This window comes from Stenotrophomonas sp. 93052_Sma (genome assembly GCF_056481145.1).
The window spans coordinates 3,749,586-3,766,645 of sequence record NZ_CM151134.1 but is presented as its reverse complement, the minus strand read 5'-3'; the positions used below and the strand labels follow the sequence as shown (position 1 = coordinate 3,766,645).

The following is a 17,060-nucleotide window of genomic DNA, read 5'->3' as shown; positions in this document are numbered from 1 at the left end:
GGAGGCTCACATCGTGCCACAACGCGGCCGGGGGGCTCAGTCGTTCATCGCCTGTACGCGACCCAGCCCTTGAAAGTGAATGCGCAATAAAACAACTCGATGTGCGTGAATCCGGCCTCGCTGAGCAGATCAGTATCTTGCTCCGGCGAGAGTACGGGCAATCGCTCCTTGAGCGCCCGAATGTTCTCGGCCTGTGCCGAAGGCATTCCGGAGGCGACCGCGAAAGCAGCGTTGCGCTGGAGCCACTTGTCCTGGTCCGGACCTTCGTTGGGGAAGCTGTGATGGATGACGACCAGAGGAGCGCCGGCCCTGAGTCGCACGTGCATCTGCTTCAAGGTCTCCAGGCGTTTGGCCCGCGGAAGAAAGTGCAGCGTCAGAAGGCAGGTCGCGCCGTCGAACGGTCCCATGGGAGCCGTGTCGATATAGCCTTCGTGCAAGCGCGCACGGGATGCGAGAGGTCCCAGGGTCGTGTGGGCCAACTGGAGCATTTCGGCCGACGGATCCACGCCATCGAAGCGCCAACCCGGTTGCATCTCGGCGAAGCCCTTCAACTCAAGCCCACCGCCGGCACCCAGCACCAGGATGCGCGCATCGGTCGGCACACGCTCGGCCAGCAGCGCGCCGGCCATCTTCGGCAAGTCGCGCAGGCCGGGCACCATTCGCGTGGCGTTCTCGGCATAGCTGGAAACGATGGTCGTGCCGGAAAACGTGAACGGGGTCATGAGGCGGCAGCCTTCTCTTGTTGCACGGGTTGGACGGTCTCTGGCCAGAGCAGCGAGCGGTGCACCTGGGCGCCGGCCATGGCGCCATTGCCCACGGCCAGCGATACTGAATGGGGTGCCCGGGCCACATCGCCGCAGGCAAACACACCCGGCACCGAAGTCTTGTTCTCGGCGTCGGTGCGCACCTGCATGCCGAGGGGCGTTTCTTCCAGCGCGCAGCCCATCGCTTCGACCAGAGAGCCGGAAGGAACGGTGCGCGTCGCCGTGAACAGGCCCGCAAAGGGCAACAGCCGTCCGTCGGTCATCGCCACGTCGGCATGCCCGTCAATCCTGTCGATGGGTGCCTCCTCGATCGTCACGCCCCGGCGTTCCAAAGTGGCCCTGGCCTCCTGACTCAGTTCCACGGCACTGTTGACGAGCAAGGTCACATCGCTCCAATCGGTGAGCAGTTCGGCCTGATGGACGGACAGCGGTCCGGCGCCGATGATGCCGATGCGGCCCTGGCCGAGTTCGTAGCCATGGCAGTACGGGCAATGGAAGACCGCCTTGCCCCAGCGCTCTGCGAGTCCGGCGATGGGAGGTAACTGGTCGGCCACGCCGGTGGCCAGCAGGATGCGGCGGCCTTGGTGCGGTACGCCATCGGACGTCGTGACAGTGAATTCGTCCACCTGCCCTGAAACGGCTTCGGCCCGGCCTTCGAGCCAGGTCAACGTCGGATAGGTTTCGAGCTGGCGACGTGCGTTCGCCGCGATCTCGCCGGGAGGGACGCCATCCTGGCCGAGAAACCCGTGCGAATGGCTGGCAAAGCGATTGCGCCGCTCGCCAGCGTCGATCACCAGCACGGACCTGCGCGCTCGTACCAGTTGCAGGGTGGCGGCCATGCCCGCATAGCTCCCGCCGATGACGATGACGTCGTGGTGCATGGTCAACTCCTCTTGCGTCGTGCTGCCGCATGCCGGCGCGCGAAGTCGGCGGCCAGATCGGCCAGAGTGATTTCCGAGAACCGTTTCAGCAGCAGCGCCTCGGCCTCGGCAAAGGCGCCTTCGAGCGCGGCATTCACCGATTGCTCGACCAGGCACTCCGGTGTTTCGTTGCGATTGCCTATGGCAAACATGGCCGGCTCGCCCAGCGCCTCGTGCAACTGGAGCAGGGTGACGGCGCCAAGGTCGGCATGGATGCGCCATCCACCCGCGTGGCCTCGATCTGAAGTGACGATGCCCGCTTCTCGCAAATACCCCATGGTGCGCCGGACGACAACGGGGTTGGTACCCAAGCATTGAGCCAGGGTTTCAGAAGTGACGGGGCCATCCTGCTCAGCCATGTGCAGCAGTGCATGCAGGACGGAAGACAGGCGGCTGTCGCGTTTCATGTAACTAATGATGTTCTGTTTGAGGTCGAATGTCAAGACAGAACGTGAACGTCGGCTGCTGTCGAGCCTTCATGCTTGACATTCAAGACAGTTGCTGATGCCTTCGGCCCTTGCGGGCCTGCGCGCTGCGCTTGCCCAATGGCAAGTGTATGCAGTGGGCGGGGGTAGGCGGTCTTGCTGTTCCCTTCACCGTATCACGGCGTTCTCGCCGTCAAGGGCTGCGCGTGCTTGCACGCTTGCGGCCTGTGGCCGTCCCTGAACCCTGACTGCTTTCGCTGCGCCGTGCTCTCCACGGTTCCGGGCAATTCCGCCCGAGCAACCGGAGCACGATCATGTCACAACTGTCCTTTCCTTCCTTCGATTCCTCGCTACTGGTGCGCGACGCACACGGACGCTATCTGCCGGCATCAGCCGGCGACATTCTGGAAGCTGCGCGCCAGGTCATCGACCAGAAGATGCAGCGCGGGGCCGAGTTCACTTCGCCAGCGGCGGTCAAGGAGTACCTGCGCACCAAGCTGGCCGGCTTCGAGCATGAAGTGTTCGCGGTGCTGTTCATGGACACGCGCCATCGGCTGATCGAATACCGGGAGATGTTCCACGGCACCATCGACGGTGCTTCGGTGTATCCGCGCGAAGTGGTCAAGGAGGCGCTGCGGTTGAATGCGGCGGCGGTCATCGTTTCGCACAACCATCCGAGCGGGACCCCCGAGCCGAGCGCGGCCGACCGGGCGCTGACCCAGCGGCTCAGGGAGGCGCTGGGGCTGGTGGACGTGCGGGTGCTCGATCACGTCATCGTTGCGGGTAGCTCCACGGCATCATTCGCCGAGCGCGGGCTAATCTAGCCCAAGGGGCTTCGGCCCCTTTTGCGATATTCTTATATGGTCAAAGGAGACATCTCGATTCAATGCGGAGGTAGTAGCCCGCTCGTGGAGCCATACTAGCTCGAATCTTGAGCCATTGCGGGCCGATATGGAGCTTGCGCGGTGGCTCAAGGAAACATTGTTGGCAGAGACTTGATCACGCCAATGTGACAGGGATTTCTGCCCCCCGCACTTCTATTGCCCAAGCTTTGCTCGCAATGTTTTATAGAAGTGTCTAGTTGCATCCACCCTGAATACAGTCGTTCCAGATGAAGCTGACTCGTTGCTTGCAGTTAGCACGCGCTTGGCCGCTTCTTTGGATGTCTCAGCGTATATATCCAGATCAGAAGTGCTTTTGAGATACGGCCATTTCTTTAAATAATCTGGAAGCTCAATGTTTCCACCGAATGTGGCAAGTGGAAAATCCTTTTCCGTTGCAACACCTATTTCCCATGGCACCCACCATGATGCCTTAGTTGCATCAGAAACAACAGCCAGCAGTTGCGTGCATTTGTCAAGCTCCTTTCTGACATGTGCCGCAATATCTTCCCCGTTATTAAATTTTGGATCAATGACATCCAAATAACAATCAATGTTGTGATTTCTTTTTAAATGACCTTGAATTCTCAAGGCTAACGCCGAATCAGTTTGTTGATGAGATAAAAATATCTTCATGCCTTTCCTTTTTATACACTTTACAGGCGTTGTTTTTCAGCAAGAAGCCGATAATGCTCCCCTAGCACTGTCAACTTGCAGGACTTGCTCTGCATGGCAGCGTGCCACATATGAGGGGCATCCACAGGCGCGACCAAGTTAAGGCGATTGTATCGCTGCAGCAACGCGAATTTGCGCGTATTTTCAGGATCTGGCGGAGGCATGCCGGGATCTCTCCCCTTCAGCTCCGGCTCGAATGTAGGGTCGAGCTTGTATTCAAAACCACGTCGGGGGAAAAATTCCGTTATACGCCTGAGATCATCTAAGGAGATAGGCGGATTGACCTTTCGAAGCGAGACGAATTGACGGACGTTGGTTTTAAAAATCGGACGCTGTTCCCAAGCCCCCAGGGATTGGTCAACATGTGCATAAATGCTACCTGGCGTGATGTCGCCAGTGAGGTTGGCCGCCCCTCCATGAAGGGCATCTACCAATAGGGTCGTGAATACGCCTCTGCCGTTTTCCTCCGTTGCATACTGATCAGCCGCTGAGGCAGTAAGGATCGTCAAACCTTCAGACAAGCTGGCTAGCTCTCCAGCGACTGGAGGAGTGCCGGCTATTCCTGAGTGGCAGCTATCAAGGATGATTATCTTGTTGCGTGCTGGCGATTTGTTGGCCAACGCAAGGACTTCGGAGAGCGATAGCCCTTCGTCACCACGGCGAGAATCCGTCGCCAGCAGATATCCCCCAGTCGCCTCAATATGTCCATGACCAGCAAAATAAAAAAGAGCAATATCAGCTTGTGCCTTGAAAAGCTCCTCAACGCGATCTTTTAATAAAGACCGTTCGACGCGATCTGCTGGACCAGTCCCGGTGAACATTTTGCAATCGAAGTTGACAGAGCCATCCCCATGACGAGCTAGGACAGCTTGCACCGCGTGAGCGTCATCGACACATCCATATAAAGAGCCACCATGCTCGTAATGATTTATGCCAACGATTAGAGCTATGCGCATAACGTCACTCCGCGTATGTCAAAGACCGTTGATAAAGTTCTTTATGGCATCCCATGTCCATGCGACAGTGTTTACGCCTTCAACTTTAGTCCGATCATCGGAATAGGCCCAGACGCCCAACACTTTCTTTCCTTCCTCACGTGCGCATGCAATCTCCCATTTCTGTCCGCTAGACGCCAAGGAGTTCTTGCTAATCAAGGCGATCACGCCATCCGATCGACGAATTCGGGCACGGACTTTGTCTTTCCACTCCGATGCATAGGCCTCCTTGACTGACATATCTATGTATTCGAAAGGGGAATTCGTAAGGAGTGATTGACCTTTCAAAAAGTCCCTTTGCCTTTCGTCTTCAATAGCGAATGCAACGAAAATAACTTTCTTGTCTGCCATGTGATCCTCTTTGCCGAAATGGTGTTGGAGTGCCTGTCTCGATACTTCGTATCGAATGTAACAGATATTTCGGTATTAATCGTGTCGGACGCATAGGGCTGAAGGAACAAACATGGCGGGCGTCCCCGGCCCAAGAGCACGGCCGGCCGCGCTGTCGTGCTGCGCATCGAGCCTCGCTACGCGAGTCTCGCCCCTGACGGGCTTCCATCGTTCCCTCGCTCCGCTCGGCTGACGCCTACGGCCCGGCTTCCAGCTTCGGGCCTGCGCGCTTCGCTTGCGTGCGGCTCAGCACACAAGGGCGGCCGTTGCCTTGTCCAGCCGTCTCCCCTGACTTCATCACCTTGTCCGCGACCGTAGCCCGCTTCCGTGAGCCGTCAAGGCGCGCAGGGCCGTGTCCTCGGCTGCGCCTGCGGGCCGCACCAACCCTGCGCTTGTTTCCTTGACGGCCCCCGTCCGCGCGCTCCTTTGGCCGCGGGCGATGAACTCAGGAAAGACGGTGGCAACAGGGCCAACCGGGTTCCTCGTGCCAACCGCACCGAACAGCCGAAAGGCTGGGCTCCGAATCTTGGAATCCGGTGTGCGGTTTGAACAGCAAACCCTTTTCGTCAGGAGAAAGACCATGCAACTCGCATCCCGTTTCGCTTCCCGCTCCCCCTCACTGCGCAGCGACTACCCGCTGTCCGATGGCCAGATTCGCAGGGTGGCCCCGTCCATCTTCGCGGATGCCGCGCATGAGAGCCGTTCCGAGCGGTACACCTACATCCCCACCGCTGCCGTGTTGACCGAGCTTCGCAAGGAGGGGTTTCAACCCTTCATGGTGACGCAAACCCGCGTGCGCGATGAAGGCAAGCGCGAACACACCAAACACATGATTCGCCTGCGCCACGCCAGCCAGATCAACGGCGCGGAAGCCAACGAAATCGTGCTGCTGAACTCGCACGACGGCACCAGCAGCTATCAGATGTTGGCCGGAATGTTCCGCTTCGTTTGCAGCAATGGCCTTGTCTGCGGCGACACCGTGGCAGACGTGCGCGTACCCCACAAAGGCGACGTGGCCAGTTCCGTCATTGAAGGCGCTTTCGAGGTGTTGAGCGGTTTCGAGCGCGTGAAGGAGTCCCGCGATGCTATGCGCACGATCACGCTGGATGAAGGCGAAGCCGAAGTATTCGCCCGTTCCGCGCTGGCCCTCAAGTACGACCCCACGGACAACAAGCCCGCGCCCATCACCGAATCGCAAATCCTGATGCCGCGCCGCTTCGACGACCGCCGCCCGGACTTGTGGATGACCTTCAACCGCATACAGGAAAACCTGACCAAAGGCGGATTGTCTGGACGCAGCGCCAACGGACGCCGCCAGCAGACCCGCCCGGTGCAGGGCATTGATTCCGATGTGCGCCTCAATCGCGCCCTGTGGCTGCTGGCCGACGGCCTGCGCCAGTTGAAAGCCTGATTTCCCTGCGCGGCAGGGGCAGGCAGCAACCCTTGCCGCGTCATTCGCTGCTGCATTCCATCATCGCAAGGAGTTTTCACCATGAACGCCATCAACCACACCGAAGCCCAAGCCATCCACGCCACGGCCAGCGCCGCGCCTGCCGTGCTGCTGGAAGCCGCCGACCCGAGCAAGAATCTGATTCTTGTGCCGCTGTCGCGGCTGGTATCGCGCCCTACGGGCCGCAACGTGCGCAAGACCCCGCGCATGTCGATTCCCGAACTCGCCGCCAGCATCCAGCGTGTCGGCCTGCTGCAAAACCTGATCGTGACCGCGACCGCTGACGGCGAGCGTTACGAAGTCGTGGCCGGAGGCCGTCGCCTTGCCGCCCTCAAGCTGCTGGCGAAAAAGCACCGCATCAGCAAGGAATGGGAGGTGCCTTGCCTGTTGGTGGCCGATGGCACCGCCCGCACCGCCAGCCTGACCGAGAACGTGCAACGCGAAGCCATGCACCCCGCCGACCAGTTCGAGGCATTTGCCGCGCTGGTGGCCGAAGGCCGCCCCATCGAGGACATTGCCGCAGATTTCAGCGTCACGCCGCTGGTGGTACAGCGCCGCTTGAAGCTGGCTAACGTCTCGCCCCGGCTGCTGGCCGACTACCGGGCCGAAGCCGTGAGCCTTGACCAGTTGATGGCCCTTGCCATCACCGACGACCACGCCGCACAGGAAGCCGCGTTCTACGATGCGCCGACATGGCAGCGCAGCCCGCATAACCTGCGCAACCGCCTGACAGAGCGCGAGATTGACGCCTACCGGCATCCGCTGGTGCGCTTCGTTGGGCTGGATGCTTACGAGGCCGCAGGCGGTGGCACCCGCCGCGATCTGTTCGCGGAAGCCAATAGCGGCGTGTATCTGACCGATGCCACGCTGCTGGAACGGCTGGCGCAGGACAAGCTGGCCAGCCTTGCCGCCGAGGTGAAGGCCGAAGGCTGGGCATGGGTGGATGCCACCCCCGGCACGACCCATGCCGACCTGCAAGCCTTCCAGCGCGCCCCGAGGCAGCGCCGCAGCCCGAACAAGCGCGAAGCCCAACGCATCGAGAAGCTGCAAACCAAGATGCAGGCGCTGGCCGAGGCCGTGGATGCCGCCCTGGACGCCGACGATGAAGAAAAGGCCGACGCTTTGCAGGAGGAAGGCGAACACCTGGGCGAACAGTTGCAGGCGCTGGAGGATGGCTTGCAGGACTACGGGGATGCCGTCAAAGCTGCCGCCGGTGCCATCGTCACCATCGACCGCAACGGCGAGGCCGTGATTCATCGTGGCCTGCTGCGCGAAGCCGAGGCCAAGGCACTGCGCACGCTGGAACGCTTGCGGCAGGGCTTCGGCCGCGAGGGCGAAGCTGGGAACGACGACACCGGCGAGGAAGCCGACGACGCCCCCAAGACCGCCGCCGTGTCCGACCGACTGGCACAGCGGTTGAGTGCCCACCGTACCGCCGCGCTGCAAATCGAAGTCGCACGGCATCCGCAGGTAGCGCTGGCCGCACTGGTGCATGGCATGGTGCAGACTGTCTTGCAAGGCAGCCACTACGGCCACGATCTGCCGCTGGGCGTGAAGCTGGCCCAGCAGGATCGGCTGGAAGGCATGGCCCCGGACTGGCCGGAATCGCCCGCCGCCGTGGCACTGCGCGAACTGCAACAGGTAGCGGGTGAAGCCTTGCCGGAGGACAGCGCCGAACTGTTCGCCGCACTGCTGGCTAAGTCGCAGGATGAACTGGTGCGCCTGCTGGCCGTATGCGTGGCATCCACGGTCGATGTGGTGACGCTCCGCGCCACGCAGCACCAGCCCGGCGCTGAACTGGCGCAGGCCGTGGCGCTGGACATGGCGGCATGGTGGCAACCGACCGCAGACGGCTATTTCCAGCATGTGCCGAAGGCCGCGATTCTGGAAGCCGTGGGCGAATTCGCACCGGAGCACGTCACCCGGCTGGCGAAGTTGAAAAAAGGCGACATTGCCAGCGAAGCCGAACGGCTGGCCGATGGAACTGGCTGGATGCCCGCAATCTTCGCCGCCGAAGCCACGCAGCAGGCCGCGCAGGAGGTGGTGACGGACGAGGCAGCCGAAGCGCCGGAGGAAGCCGCCGCCGTGGCGGATGAGCAGACGCAGGCCGAGGCACTGGCCGTTTGACCCCGTACCACAGATAGCGCCCCGGTTCCGGCCGGGGCGCTTTCATGCCGAGGATTCCCCTATGAGCCACGACACCACGAACCGTCCGCGCATGGCCGCGACCTATGCCCCCGGCACGGTACGCGCCCGCCGCTGGCATGGCGATAGCGACGTGCGGGGCTACCGTCCGCCTCGCGGCTGGACAGCCCGTGCCGACCTGACCGACCTACACCCCATCACGGGCCGCGCCTTGCCGCGTGCCGTGTGGTGGATCATCGAAACCAAAGAATAGGGAGCAGCTCCGCGCCCAAGCCGTTCCGTCTTGGGCGCGGGGAATGCCAAAAATCCGGGCGCGGCGGTGGCCGCGCCCGGTTTCAAGGCTCAAAGCCAAAACGCCCCTTTACCGCCTTCGGTCAGGCGGCAAAGGGGCCGCGCACAAGTCGCTTTTTGCGCAAAAACCATTGAAGCCATGCAAGTGCAGCGGCGCACGCGCCGCCGACATTCCGACAGCACCTCGCCGCAATGGGCGGCGCTTGTGGGGCTACGCCCCGGCTTGCTGCGGCAGGTTGCACGAAAGCGTGCCGTGCTCGACGCTGGCGGTTCGTTGCCTGTACGTCACGAAGGACGGTTCACCGACACACCACCTGGCCTCGATGTGGAGCTTCCACGCCACGCATCAAGCATGTGGCCGCAAGTTGTGGCAGGAGCGCTCGTACCTTGTTGCTGGGGCATTGACCTGGCCGCGTCAGGGAACAAGCCGGTGAGGTTGTCATACGGGGATGCCGAGTCGGTCATGTCTCCATTCGGGAGAGGCGACCCGTGCGTCCTTGGCTTGTCGTGAATCCTGGCGGTGGCGCGGCTGCGCATTGGGCTTTATGACCGCAACATTGCGGCGAAAACAATTTCCCCTACGCTGCGCGCATTCCTCGCGGGACAAATTCTTTTCGCCTCCAGGTTCTCCACGTTGTTGCGACCGCTCCGCGGTGCGGCCAGCCCATCCCCCGCCGGGCGGATCACAACAAGGACGCACTGGCGCGACCTTGTTCAACCCGAAAGGAGAAATCATCATGGCTAACATTGGCACCTTCACCGCAGAGAAAGACGGCTTCACCGGCACGCTTCGCACCCTGACGCTCAACGTCAAGGTCAAGCTGGTTCCCAACGACAAGGGTGACAACGAAAGCGCACCCGACTACCGCCTGCAAGCGGCTGGCCACGACATCGGCGCAGCGTGGAAAAAGACCAGCGAGGCCGGACGCCCTTATGTGTCCGTGACCCTTGACGATCCATCGTTCCCTGCAACGGTCTATGCCCGCCTGATCGAAGGCGAGGACGGCACGCACGACCTGATCTGGTCGCGCAGCAAGCCCAAGGCCGCCTGATAGTCGCTCACCGCGCCCCGCCCATTACGGCGGGGCACAACTCTATGCACGCATGACCTTATTCCAGTCGATGCTATGACCGGCAGCTTCAAGCTCACGCGCGAGTGCCTGTTTCCAGCCCCCGCCGCTATCCATCGTCTCCCAAACAACACCGGCGAAATCGCTTGGAATTTCCACCGCCCCGCGTTTGAGAGCACATACCTTGTCTCTGCCTAGGCGACCAATGAAGTACCCCAACTCCAAAAGCACATTCTGACGGGCTCTGGGCTCAGGTGTTCCTCCTTTTACGCAGCCCTCATCGTCTGGAGTAAGCAGAACTACTGCGAAACCAACATCACTGTGAGCAACCACTTTTTCGATAATTGTTCGTCCTTGGTTAGCCTGTTCGTGCAAGATGACGGCTTCAAGCCCGATTCGCTCAAGAAATCGTGCCACTGTTTCACGAGCACCATCGTCGTGACCATGAACGATAAAGACTTTGCGCGAAAATTGAGCTTTTAACATGGTATCCGTGCTCCCCTTGGTCTGGATATAACTCTTGTAATCCCGCACAAAGGGAATGATTAGCTGGCCAGTAAGTGCGTGAATTCCAGCAATGACCTTTTTTCCGGAATAGAAAAAATGGTGTCCGAAATTGGTAGCGTAGCCGGGATCTGCCGCCAGCTTCTCGATTAAAAGCAACGTCAACCCCAGCGCCTGCTTGGGGTCGTCTGGCCAAGCAAGCTGGGCGCTTCCAATCATGCTGCCCCCAGACTTTTCACTTTCAGCGATGAACGCCTCAACGTCGAGACCTTCCGTGAGCTCGGCGTTGTATGGCTCAAGGTCGGGATGTCGTAGCAGTTGAGCCAATTTTTTGAGAGGTCTTTCGTAAGTTTGAAGCTGTGAGGACTGCAAATCTAGAACTGCATTGTTTATTTCCGAGAATAAGTCTTTAGCCATCAATCATCCCCATCCGACTTCAATCTAGCTTCTGCCGCTTTTTCAAGAATACTCTCCCGATACTTTTCCTTCATTTGTTCTGCGAGAGGGCCAACGATAGGGTTCGAAGAATATTCTCCTAAGCGGTCGTCGATCATTCGATTGACCGATTGAATTGCGCCCTCAATGCTGGCGGGATCATTTGGATCAAAGTTTACGACCCCCAGTTCGCCGTCTAACTCACTCAAGGCGCGCTGCGCATCTTTCAGGTTTTTCTGAAGCTTATCCAGTCCGGTAATTTTGAACACGACTCACCTCCTTTTATTTATTCAGATGCTCGGAAAATGATGAAACTTCCCGAGCAATGTGATCCATCAGTTCGTGGGCGTTTTTGGGATCACTGCCTGCATACGCAAGGACCAGCAGCGTGAGTGGGTGAACATCCAGCACGGCACAAACATCTTCAATTTTATTCAATGTTGGGCTTTTCAGCCCTCGCTCCAAAGAGCTGAGGTAAGTTCGGCTGGACACATCCGAGAACGCCTCCTGGCTCAGGCCACGCGCCTTTCTGATCCGCCGTAGTGCATCGGGCAACGATGGCTTGAATGCTGTCATTCTGAACTTTCCCCAAAATCCAGAATGACAACCTGTTGCGCCCTATAGGGCTACAATCTATAGTGTTCATTTTTCCGTTTGTGCCTTTACTGAAATCCGCATTGGCGGCTTTCAGCAAAAGCGGAGAGCCTGATCCGTGTCTTTCCTGACTTCCGTGCATGTGCCTTCGTGCTTCTACGCTTTTGCGGATGCGTGGGCTTGCGCATCTGCGCTTTCGAGGGAATGCGGTAAAGCGTCCCTGATGTTTCGTGCATGCGTGGGAGTGCAGCCATGACCCCGCTCATCACCGCCGACGAGCGCACGCGCCTGCTGGCCAACGGCCAGGCCCGCGCTGCCGGGCAGGACACCGACCCGCAGCCCGTGGTGCGCCTGTTCACCCCGGATGCGCATGCCACCTGGCTGCTGGCTTCGCTCGACCCAGCCGATGGCGATACTGCCCACGGCCTGATCGGCTTGGGGATTGGCATGCCTGCACTGGGAACGGTGAAGCTGTCCGACCTGGCCGCCATCGTCGGGCCGCGGCAGCAGTCCGTGATGCGGGATCGCTATTTCCAGCCGGTGCGGCGGCTGTCGGAATACCTGCGGCTGGCCGAAGACAACGGCTCGATCACCGATTGAGGGCCACCGCGAAGCGGTGGCGCACTGTGTCTATTTCGGTCTGGTCTGTGACCCGTTCGGTCTGAATTGGCAGTGTTGCACCGAAGCGGTGCGTGCCAGATCGAAACGGTCATGATGCCTGGCGCGGGCTGCGGCAAGCTGACCGACGCGGCATGCCATTGGAGTGCGTTGCCGCCGTCGCACTCGGACGATTTCAGCAACGTATCGGAGTTCATCGGTCTTGACACTGCCAGTTTACGCTTCACCCATGACGTTTTGACGATGGCCTCGTAGCACGCCGTTTCGCCGTGGCGACGCATCCCCAGCACAGGGAGGTTGCCGTATGGCTGATCGCAGTGCCGAGCCGTGGTATGCCACGGCGGCCTATCTCTACGTTCTGCACTTGGATGGCCCGGCGCTGGCCTGGGAGTACCTGCGCCGTCATCCAGACTACCAGCGCGACTGGCTGCGCCGTCGTCGCCAACCGGATGCCGCCGGGCATTGGGGGCTGCGCCTGCTGGAAGATCCCGCCCTGGATGCGCGGGATGCACACCCGGCCTGGTTCCCCGATCACGATGCCGTGGTGCAGCTCTACCCGGATGCCGATCCGCCGCCCGATGCCTTGTGCTTTGCGTTCTGGAAGCTGCCGGGCCACAAACACCTGATCCATGACGGCAAGCGCCTGGTGCTGGTGGCACGCTGGCCCGGCTGCTGCCTGCGTTTCGTGCTCGCGCCAGGCTTGGCCGACGGCATGGCTTACGCCTATGCCATCCGGGCCTGCGTCGCACCTTGCGAACGCTATGCAGCCCTGGTGAGCGAATTGAACAAGATCGCCGTAGCCGCAGGTGCCGTACCTGCGGCGACCGTCCGGCCACGTCCGCCGCTGTCCGCATTGTTGGAACTGCACACGCTTCAGGCGCTGGACGCGACCCTGGCGGGTGCGTCCTTGCGGGAGGTGGCCGAAGGGCTGTTTGGTGTGGATGCCGTTGCCGCCGACTGGCACGCCGACAGCGCTTTGCGCGCCCGCGTGCGGCGGCTGGTGCGCCGGGCCAATGGGCTGATGCGCGGTGGCTATCGCCGTCTGGCGCAACTTCCCCCCGTTCCGCCGCATGAGGGGGGACGTTTCGCATCCCCTGCAGAACGTCCCTGAGCAAGAACCCCAAGTTTCTTGAGACTGCCTCCATCCGGTCGCGCTGTGTGGCCGGGCTTTACCTACCGATGGAGGTACATCCCATGCGACCCGCTCCCTTGCGGCCTGCCGCCGTTCCCGCTGCCACACCCGCACACCCCCAACGCTATCTCACCAACGATGAAGCTGCCGATTACCTGCGCCTGTCACCGCGCACGCTGGAGAAACAGCGCGTGATCGGCGGCGGCCCGAAGTTCCGCAAGTTCGGCCGCCGTGTGATGTACGCCGTGGCCGACCTTGATGCCTGGGCGGAAACGCGCAGCTTCGAGACCACTTCCGACCCCGAATATGCCGAGCACCACTCGGCTGACAGCCGTGCGCGCTGATCGGCGCATCGTCGGTGGCCATCGCCATGTTCCGCCCACCAGGGCACGCCTTGCCGCAGCGCGAACAGCTCGACCTGTTCCGCGCGCTGCCGGGCGACATGGCGCCGCGCGACAGCCAGGACTTGATGGCCTTTCCGTTCTTCTCGCTGGCGAAGTCGCGGCGCACCGCGCCGATCGATTTCCGCAGCGGGAGCATCACCATCCGCGTGGAAGGCACACAGGAACATGGCATCGCCACGATATGGGATGCCGACATCCTGATCTGGGCCGCCAGCCAGATCGTGGAAGCCCGCGACGCGGGCATCCCGACCTCGCGGCTGATGCAGGTGCGTCCCTACGAGATCCTGCGCTTCATCGGGCGCGGTACGTCGCTGCGCGACTACCAGCGCCTCAAGGCCGCGCTCGACCGGCTGCAATCGACCACGGTGGCCACGTCCATTCGAGAAACCACGGGAAGGCGATTGCATCGCTTCTCGTGGATCAACGAGTGGAAGGAGCTGGCCGACGCCAGCGGCACGCCGCTGGGCATCGAGCTGATCCTGCCGGACTGGTTCTATGCGGGCGTGGTGGACGCGGCCCTGGTGCTAACCATCCACCCGACGTATTTCCGGCTCACGGGCGGCATCGAGCGGTGGCTGTATCGCCTGGTGCGCAAGCATGGCGGCCGGCAGGAACATGGCTGGCAATTCGATTTCCAGCACCTGTACCGCAAGTCGGGCAGCGTGGCGCGCTTCTACGACTTCGCCGCCGACCTGCGCGCGCTGGTGGCGCGGCAATCGCTGCCCGGCTACGTCCTGGGCATCGAGCGGATGCCTGGCGAGAAAACCGAACTGCTGACATTCCGGCCCGTGCCGCCCACGGCACGGGGATAACTGCGGGAAAACCTGTTAATTCACTCGTGCTATCAGGCAACAGAGGACTCGTGCTATCAGGCAACAAATCGTCGTGCTATCAGGCAAAAAAATCGGCTGCAAACCCGCGCCGTTGCTGGGTTTTCTCGCCCCTTAACTTCCCTAACAGTAAATACATAACTTTTAGTAGAAGCGCGCCGTTTCGGTGGACAACCGCCAAACGGCACGGCGAACCCCGTTTCGCAGGACAGGCAAAGCCCGGCTTTCCAGCAGGGAGGGCCGCGCCATGATCTTCGCGTTTCTCAACCAGAAAGGCGGTGTCGGCAAGACCACGCTCGCCACGCACATCGCCGGCGAGCTGGCGATGCGCGGCCTACACGTCATCCTGCTGGATGCCGACCCGCAGGGTTCCTCACTGGACTGGACACAGCGCAGAAGCCAGCAGGGCTTGCCACGGTTGTTCAGCGCCGTGGGCCTCGCCTGTGAAACACTGCACCAGGAAGCGCCAGAACTCGCCAGGCGGGCCGATCACGTCATTATCGACGGGCCACCCAGGATCGCCGCCTTGGCGCGCTCCGCGCTGCTGGCGGCCGAGCGCGTGCTAATCCCGGTGCAGCCCAGCCCCTACGACCTGTGGGCCAGCTCAGAAATGGTTTCGCTGATCCGCGAGGCACAGGTGTTCCGGCCGCAGCTAGCAGCGGCCTTCGTCATCAATCGGCGCGTCAGCACCACCATCATCGGCAGGGAAGCACGGCAATCGCTGGCCGAACAGCCGCTGCCCGCGCTGCGCTCGGAGATCCACCAACGCATCGTCTTCGCCGACAGCGTGGCCGCTGGCCGGCTCGCCCGCGAAACAGCGCCCGACAGCGCCGCCGCCCGCGAAATCACCGCCCTGGTGGACGAACTGCTGCAGTGGCCGTCATGAGCGACAACAGCAACCCACCCAACGGCAAACGCCCAGCCAAGCGGGTCGGCATCGGTGCGCGTCCGCCCGCCAATCCGCACGCCGAGGCGTGGATTCGCCAGGGTGACGCGGATGCGCTCAACAAGGGCGACCTTTACACCGCTCGCCTGACCCTCGACATCACGCCTGCCATGCGGGCACGCATCAAGGTGTCGGCCTTCACGCGGGGCGTGACCGTGGCCGACCTGCTGCGCGGCCTGCTGGAGCGCGAGTTTCCAGAACACCGCAGGGAGAACACACCATGACCGCATCCGCTTTGCCTGCCGCGAACGCGGCACCGGTTACGCCGTTGCCTGCGCTTTCGACACTCGCCGGACAGGCCGGCAACGTGCCGCTGACGCGCGTTTCGCTGGCCTACATCGAGGCCCGTTTTAAGCTCTACCTGCGCTTCGGAGAACCGGCGCGCACACTCCAGCTCGACCGTTGGCGGCGCTGCGCAGTGTTCCTGCCGGGCACGATGCTATGCCGCATCCGCTGGGAGGCAAACGACTACGGCACGATCCGCTGGCAGCTCATGATGATGCAAGCCGCCACGCCGCTCGATGCCGTACAGCGCATCCCAGGTGTGCAGCCAGGCGCGCGCCTGCTGCTGCACGCAGAAGGCGATGCCAACGTGCGCGCCGTGCTGGAACGCATCGACGCTATCGAAGCGCTGGGCATCGCCGCCATCGACGTGTCGCCCGCGTACTGGCGTACGCTGGGCAACCGTCTGGCGGCTCGCCTTGCGCTGCCCGAATACACTGCCGAGCGGCACGCCGCTTGGTTGGCCGGGAAGGTGCTGCCATGACGGCCCCGACCAACACGGGCAGCACGTCGGCCGTTGCGCCGCGTCCCCGCTTGCACCCACGTTCACGTATGCGCGCTCGCGTCGTCGTGGCGACACTGGCCGCCATCGGCCTCGCGGCGCTGGCCTGGGCGGCTTTCGTATCGCCGCTGCCGCGCCTGGCCTACAACCCGTCCGACAGTGTGGCGGTTGGCTGGTATCGCATCGAACCGTTCGACCCGCGCACCGCCTCGCTGCCACGTCCGCTGTCAGTGGACAGCATCGTGCTGGTGCCGCTGCCCAACAGGGCCGCCATGCTGGCCGCGCAGCGCGGCTATCTGCCAACGCGCGTGCCGCTGCTCAAACGTGTGGGCGCGGTCGCGCCACAACACGTTTGCATCGTCGCCGGCCAGGTTCGCATCGACGGCGTGCCTGCGGCCGCCGCGCTGCCTGCCGACCGGCTGGGCCGACCGCTGCCATCCTTGCAGCTTTGCCGCCGTCTCGAACCGGGCGAACTGTTCCTGTTGAGCGTGACCAATCCGGCATCGTTCGACAGCCGGTATTTCGGCCCGGTCAGCGCATCCACCGTGATCGGCGTTGCGCATCCGGTGTGGCTGGAGTCCCGCCCATGATGGCCGCCGACTCGCTGCACGTTGCCGTGCATCTTGTCGTGCCATCGGGCATGTCGTTCTCGCTGCTGTTGCCGTGTCGTCGCGCCTGCCGTACCGGTGCATCCGCACCGCACGTCGCGCTGCCTTCGACGCAGCCTTCCAACGTGCAGGCGTCTTGCTTCGAACGCGCCCGGCCTGCTGTCTTCATGGCGTCAGTCCGCGCGTTCGCCGGCGCGCT

Annotated in this window: 22 protein-coding genes; 13 read left to right on the top strand and 9 right to left on the bottom strand. The window is 62.0% G+C overall.

Annotation, left to right across the window (positions count from 1 at the left end; all coding sequences use genetic code 11):
• Nucleotides 1-44 precede the first annotated feature (44 nt).
• Genes ACZK2V_RS17715 through ACZK2V_RS17705 form a run of 3 tightly spaced genes read right to left on the bottom strand, consistent with a single transcriptional unit; the run spans nt 45 to nt 2,091 of the window.
• Entirely contained in the window at nt 45-722 is a 678-nt protein-coding gene (locus ACZK2V_RS17715) for a class I SAM-dependent methyltransferase (protein ID WP_028624273.1), read from the bottom strand.
• Nucleotides 719-1,645: an NAD(P)/FAD-dependent oxidoreductase gene (locus ACZK2V_RS17710; protein WP_033961688.1), complete on the bottom strand. Its 927-nt coding sequence runs from the start codon at nt 1,643-1,645 to the stop codon at nt 719-721. Before ACZK2V_RS17710 ends, ACZK2V_RS17715 begins: the two co-directional genes overlap by 4 nt.
• A 2-nt stretch (nt 1,646-1,647) precedes the next feature.
• Nucleotides 1,648-2,091, bottom strand: coding sequence for an Rrf2 family transcriptional regulator (locus ACZK2V_RS17705; RefSeq protein ID WP_033961702.1), 444 nt, complete (start codon nt 2,089-2,091; stop codon nt 1,648-1,650).
• A 332-nt stretch (nt 2,092-2,423) separates the two neighbouring features.
• Between ACZK2V_RS17705 and radC the strand changes: the two genes are divergently transcribed.
• On the top strand, nt 2,424-2,933 hold the full coding sequence (radC, locus tag ACZK2V_RS17700; RefSeq protein WP_028624701.1) for a RadC family protein: 510 nt from the start codon (nt 2,424-2,426) through the stop codon (nt 2,931-2,933).
• 213 nt (nt 2,934-3,146) lie between these two features.
• Here the strand turns inward: radC and ACZK2V_RS17695 are convergent, their stop codons facing one another.
• From ACZK2V_RS17695 to ACZK2V_RS17685, 3 genes are read right to left on the bottom strand one after another with little or no spacing between them, the layout of a single operon-like run.
• Complete coding sequence (locus ACZK2V_RS17695) at nt 3,147-3,626, bottom strand: toll/interleukin-1 receptor domain-containing protein (RefSeq protein WP_071536442.1); 480 nt, start codon at nt 3,624-3,626, stop codon at nt 3,147-3,149.
• A gap of 20 nt (nt 3,627-3,646) precedes the next feature.
• Nucleotides 3,647-4,621 carry a caspase family protein gene (locus tag ACZK2V_RS17690; protein ID WP_028624700.1) on the bottom strand — a complete coding sequence of 325 codons (975 nt, stop codon included), beginning with the start codon at nt 4,619-4,621 and terminating at the stop codon, nt 3,647-3,649.
• An 18-nt stretch (nt 4,622-4,639) separates the two neighbouring features.
• Nucleotides 4,640-5,011: a TIR domain-containing protein gene (locus tag ACZK2V_RS17685; protein ID WP_028624699.1), complete on the bottom strand. Its 372-nt coding sequence runs from the start codon at nt 5,009-5,011 to the stop codon at nt 4,640-4,642.
• A 619-nt stretch (nt 5,012-5,630) separates the two neighbouring features.
• Here ACZK2V_RS17685 and ACZK2V_RS17680 point away from each other — a divergent pair.
• The 4 genes from ACZK2V_RS17680 (at nt 5,631) to ACZK2V_RS17665 (ending at nt 9,988) form a co-directional block, all read left to right on the top strand.
• On the top strand, nt 5,631-6,461 hold the full coding sequence (locus tag ACZK2V_RS17680) for a DUF932 domain-containing protein (protein WP_486322635.1): 831 nt from the start codon (nt 5,631-5,633) through the stop codon (nt 6,459-6,461).
• 81 nt (nt 6,462-6,542) lie between these two features.
• Nucleotides 6,543-8,627 carry a ParB/RepB/Spo0J family partition protein gene (locus tag ACZK2V_RS17675; RefSeq protein WP_486322634.1) on the top strand — a complete coding sequence of 695 codons (2,085 nt, stop codon included), beginning with the start codon at nt 6,543-6,545 and terminating at the stop codon, nt 8,625-8,627.
• Nucleotides 8,628-8,688: 61 nt separating this feature from the next.
• Nucleotides 8,689-8,898 (top strand): hypothetical protein, encoded by a 210-nt coding sequence (locus ACZK2V_RS17670; protein WP_028624810.1) that lies wholly within the window; start codon nt 8,689-8,691, stop codon nt 8,896-8,898.
• A 775-nt stretch (nt 8,899-9,673) separates the two neighbouring features.
• Nucleotides 9,674-9,988, top strand: a complete 315-nt coding sequence (locus tag ACZK2V_RS17665) for a DUF736 domain-containing protein (RefSeq protein ID WP_028624809.1) — start codon at nt 9,674-9,676, stop codon at nt 9,986-9,988.
• Between the two features lie 42 nt (nt 9,989-10,030).
• Here ACZK2V_RS17665 and ACZK2V_RS17660 read toward each other — a convergent pair whose 3' ends face one another.
• From ACZK2V_RS17660 to ACZK2V_RS17650, 3 genes are read right to left on the bottom strand one after another with little or no spacing between them, the layout of a single operon-like run.
• The gene (locus tag ACZK2V_RS17660) at nt 10,031-10,927 is read right to left on the bottom strand and encodes a TIR domain-containing protein (RefSeq protein ID WP_028624773.1); all 897 of its coding nucleotides are present in this window, start codon (nt 10,925-10,927) and stop codon (nt 10,031-10,033) included.
• On the bottom strand, nt 10,927-11,214 hold the full coding sequence (locus ACZK2V_RS17655; RefSeq protein ID WP_028624774.1) for a hypothetical protein: 288 nt from the start codon (nt 11,212-11,214) through the stop codon (nt 10,927-10,929). Before ACZK2V_RS17655 ends, ACZK2V_RS17660 begins: the two co-directional genes overlap by 1 nt.
• Before the next feature lie 13 nt (nt 11,215-11,227).
• On the bottom strand, nt 11,228-11,521 hold the full coding sequence (locus ACZK2V_RS17650; protein ID WP_028624775.1) for a helix-turn-helix domain-containing protein: 294 nt from the start codon (nt 11,519-11,521) through the stop codon (nt 11,228-11,230).
• 270 nt (nt 11,522-11,791) lie between these two features.
• Here ACZK2V_RS17650 and ACZK2V_RS17645 point away from each other — a divergent pair, with 270 nt between their 5' ends.
• From ACZK2V_RS17645 to ACZK2V_RS17610, 8 genes are all read left to right on the top strand, one after another.
• A complete protein-coding gene (locus ACZK2V_RS17645) occupies nt 11,792-12,139 on the top strand; it encodes a DUF2958 domain-containing protein (protein WP_028624776.1) in 348 nt (115 codons plus the stop codon).
• 322 nt (nt 12,140-12,461) lie between these two features.
• The gene (locus tag ACZK2V_RS17640) at nt 12,462-13,268 is read left to right on the top strand and encodes a DUF2285 domain-containing protein (protein WP_028624777.1); all 807 of its coding nucleotides are present in this window, start codon (nt 12,462-12,464) and stop codon (nt 13,266-13,268) included.
• Between the two features lie 83 nt (nt 13,269-13,351).
• Nucleotides 13,352-13,633 carry a helix-turn-helix domain-containing protein gene (locus tag ACZK2V_RS17635; protein ID WP_028624778.1) on the top strand — a complete coding sequence of 94 codons (282 nt, stop codon included), beginning with the start codon at nt 13,352-13,354 and terminating at the stop codon, nt 13,631-13,633.
• A gap of 14 nt (nt 13,634-13,647) precedes the next feature.
• A complete protein-coding gene (locus tag ACZK2V_RS17630; RefSeq protein ID WP_028624779.1) occupies nt 13,648-14,505 on the top strand; it encodes a replication initiator protein A in 858 nt (285 codons plus the stop codon).
• Nucleotides 14,506-14,770: 265 nt separating this feature from the next.
• Nucleotides 14,771-15,409 (top strand): ParA family partition ATPase, encoded by a 639-nt coding sequence (parA, locus tag ACZK2V_RS17625; protein ID WP_028624780.1) that lies wholly within the window; start codon nt 14,771-14,773, stop codon nt 15,407-15,409.
• Nucleotides 15,406-15,693 carry a hypothetical protein gene (locus ACZK2V_RS17620; RefSeq protein WP_028624781.1) on the top strand — a complete coding sequence of 96 codons (288 nt, stop codon included), beginning with the start codon at nt 15,406-15,408 and terminating at the stop codon, nt 15,691-15,693. Before parA ends, ACZK2V_RS17620 begins: the two co-directional genes overlap by 4 nt.
• Complete coding sequence (locus tag ACZK2V_RS17615; RefSeq protein WP_009405767.1) at nt 15,690-16,235, top strand: DUF2840 domain-containing protein; 546 nt, start codon at nt 15,690-15,692, stop codon at nt 16,233-16,235. The genes ACZK2V_RS17620 and ACZK2V_RS17615 overlap by 4 nt, the downstream gene beginning before the upstream one ends.
• Nucleotides 16,232-16,843, top strand: coding sequence for a S26 family signal peptidase (locus ACZK2V_RS17610; RefSeq protein WP_009405769.1), 612 nt, complete (start codon nt 16,232-16,234; stop codon nt 16,841-16,843). Before ACZK2V_RS17615 ends, ACZK2V_RS17610 begins: the two co-directional genes overlap by 4 nt.
• Nucleotides 16,844-17,060 lie beyond the last annotated feature (217 nt).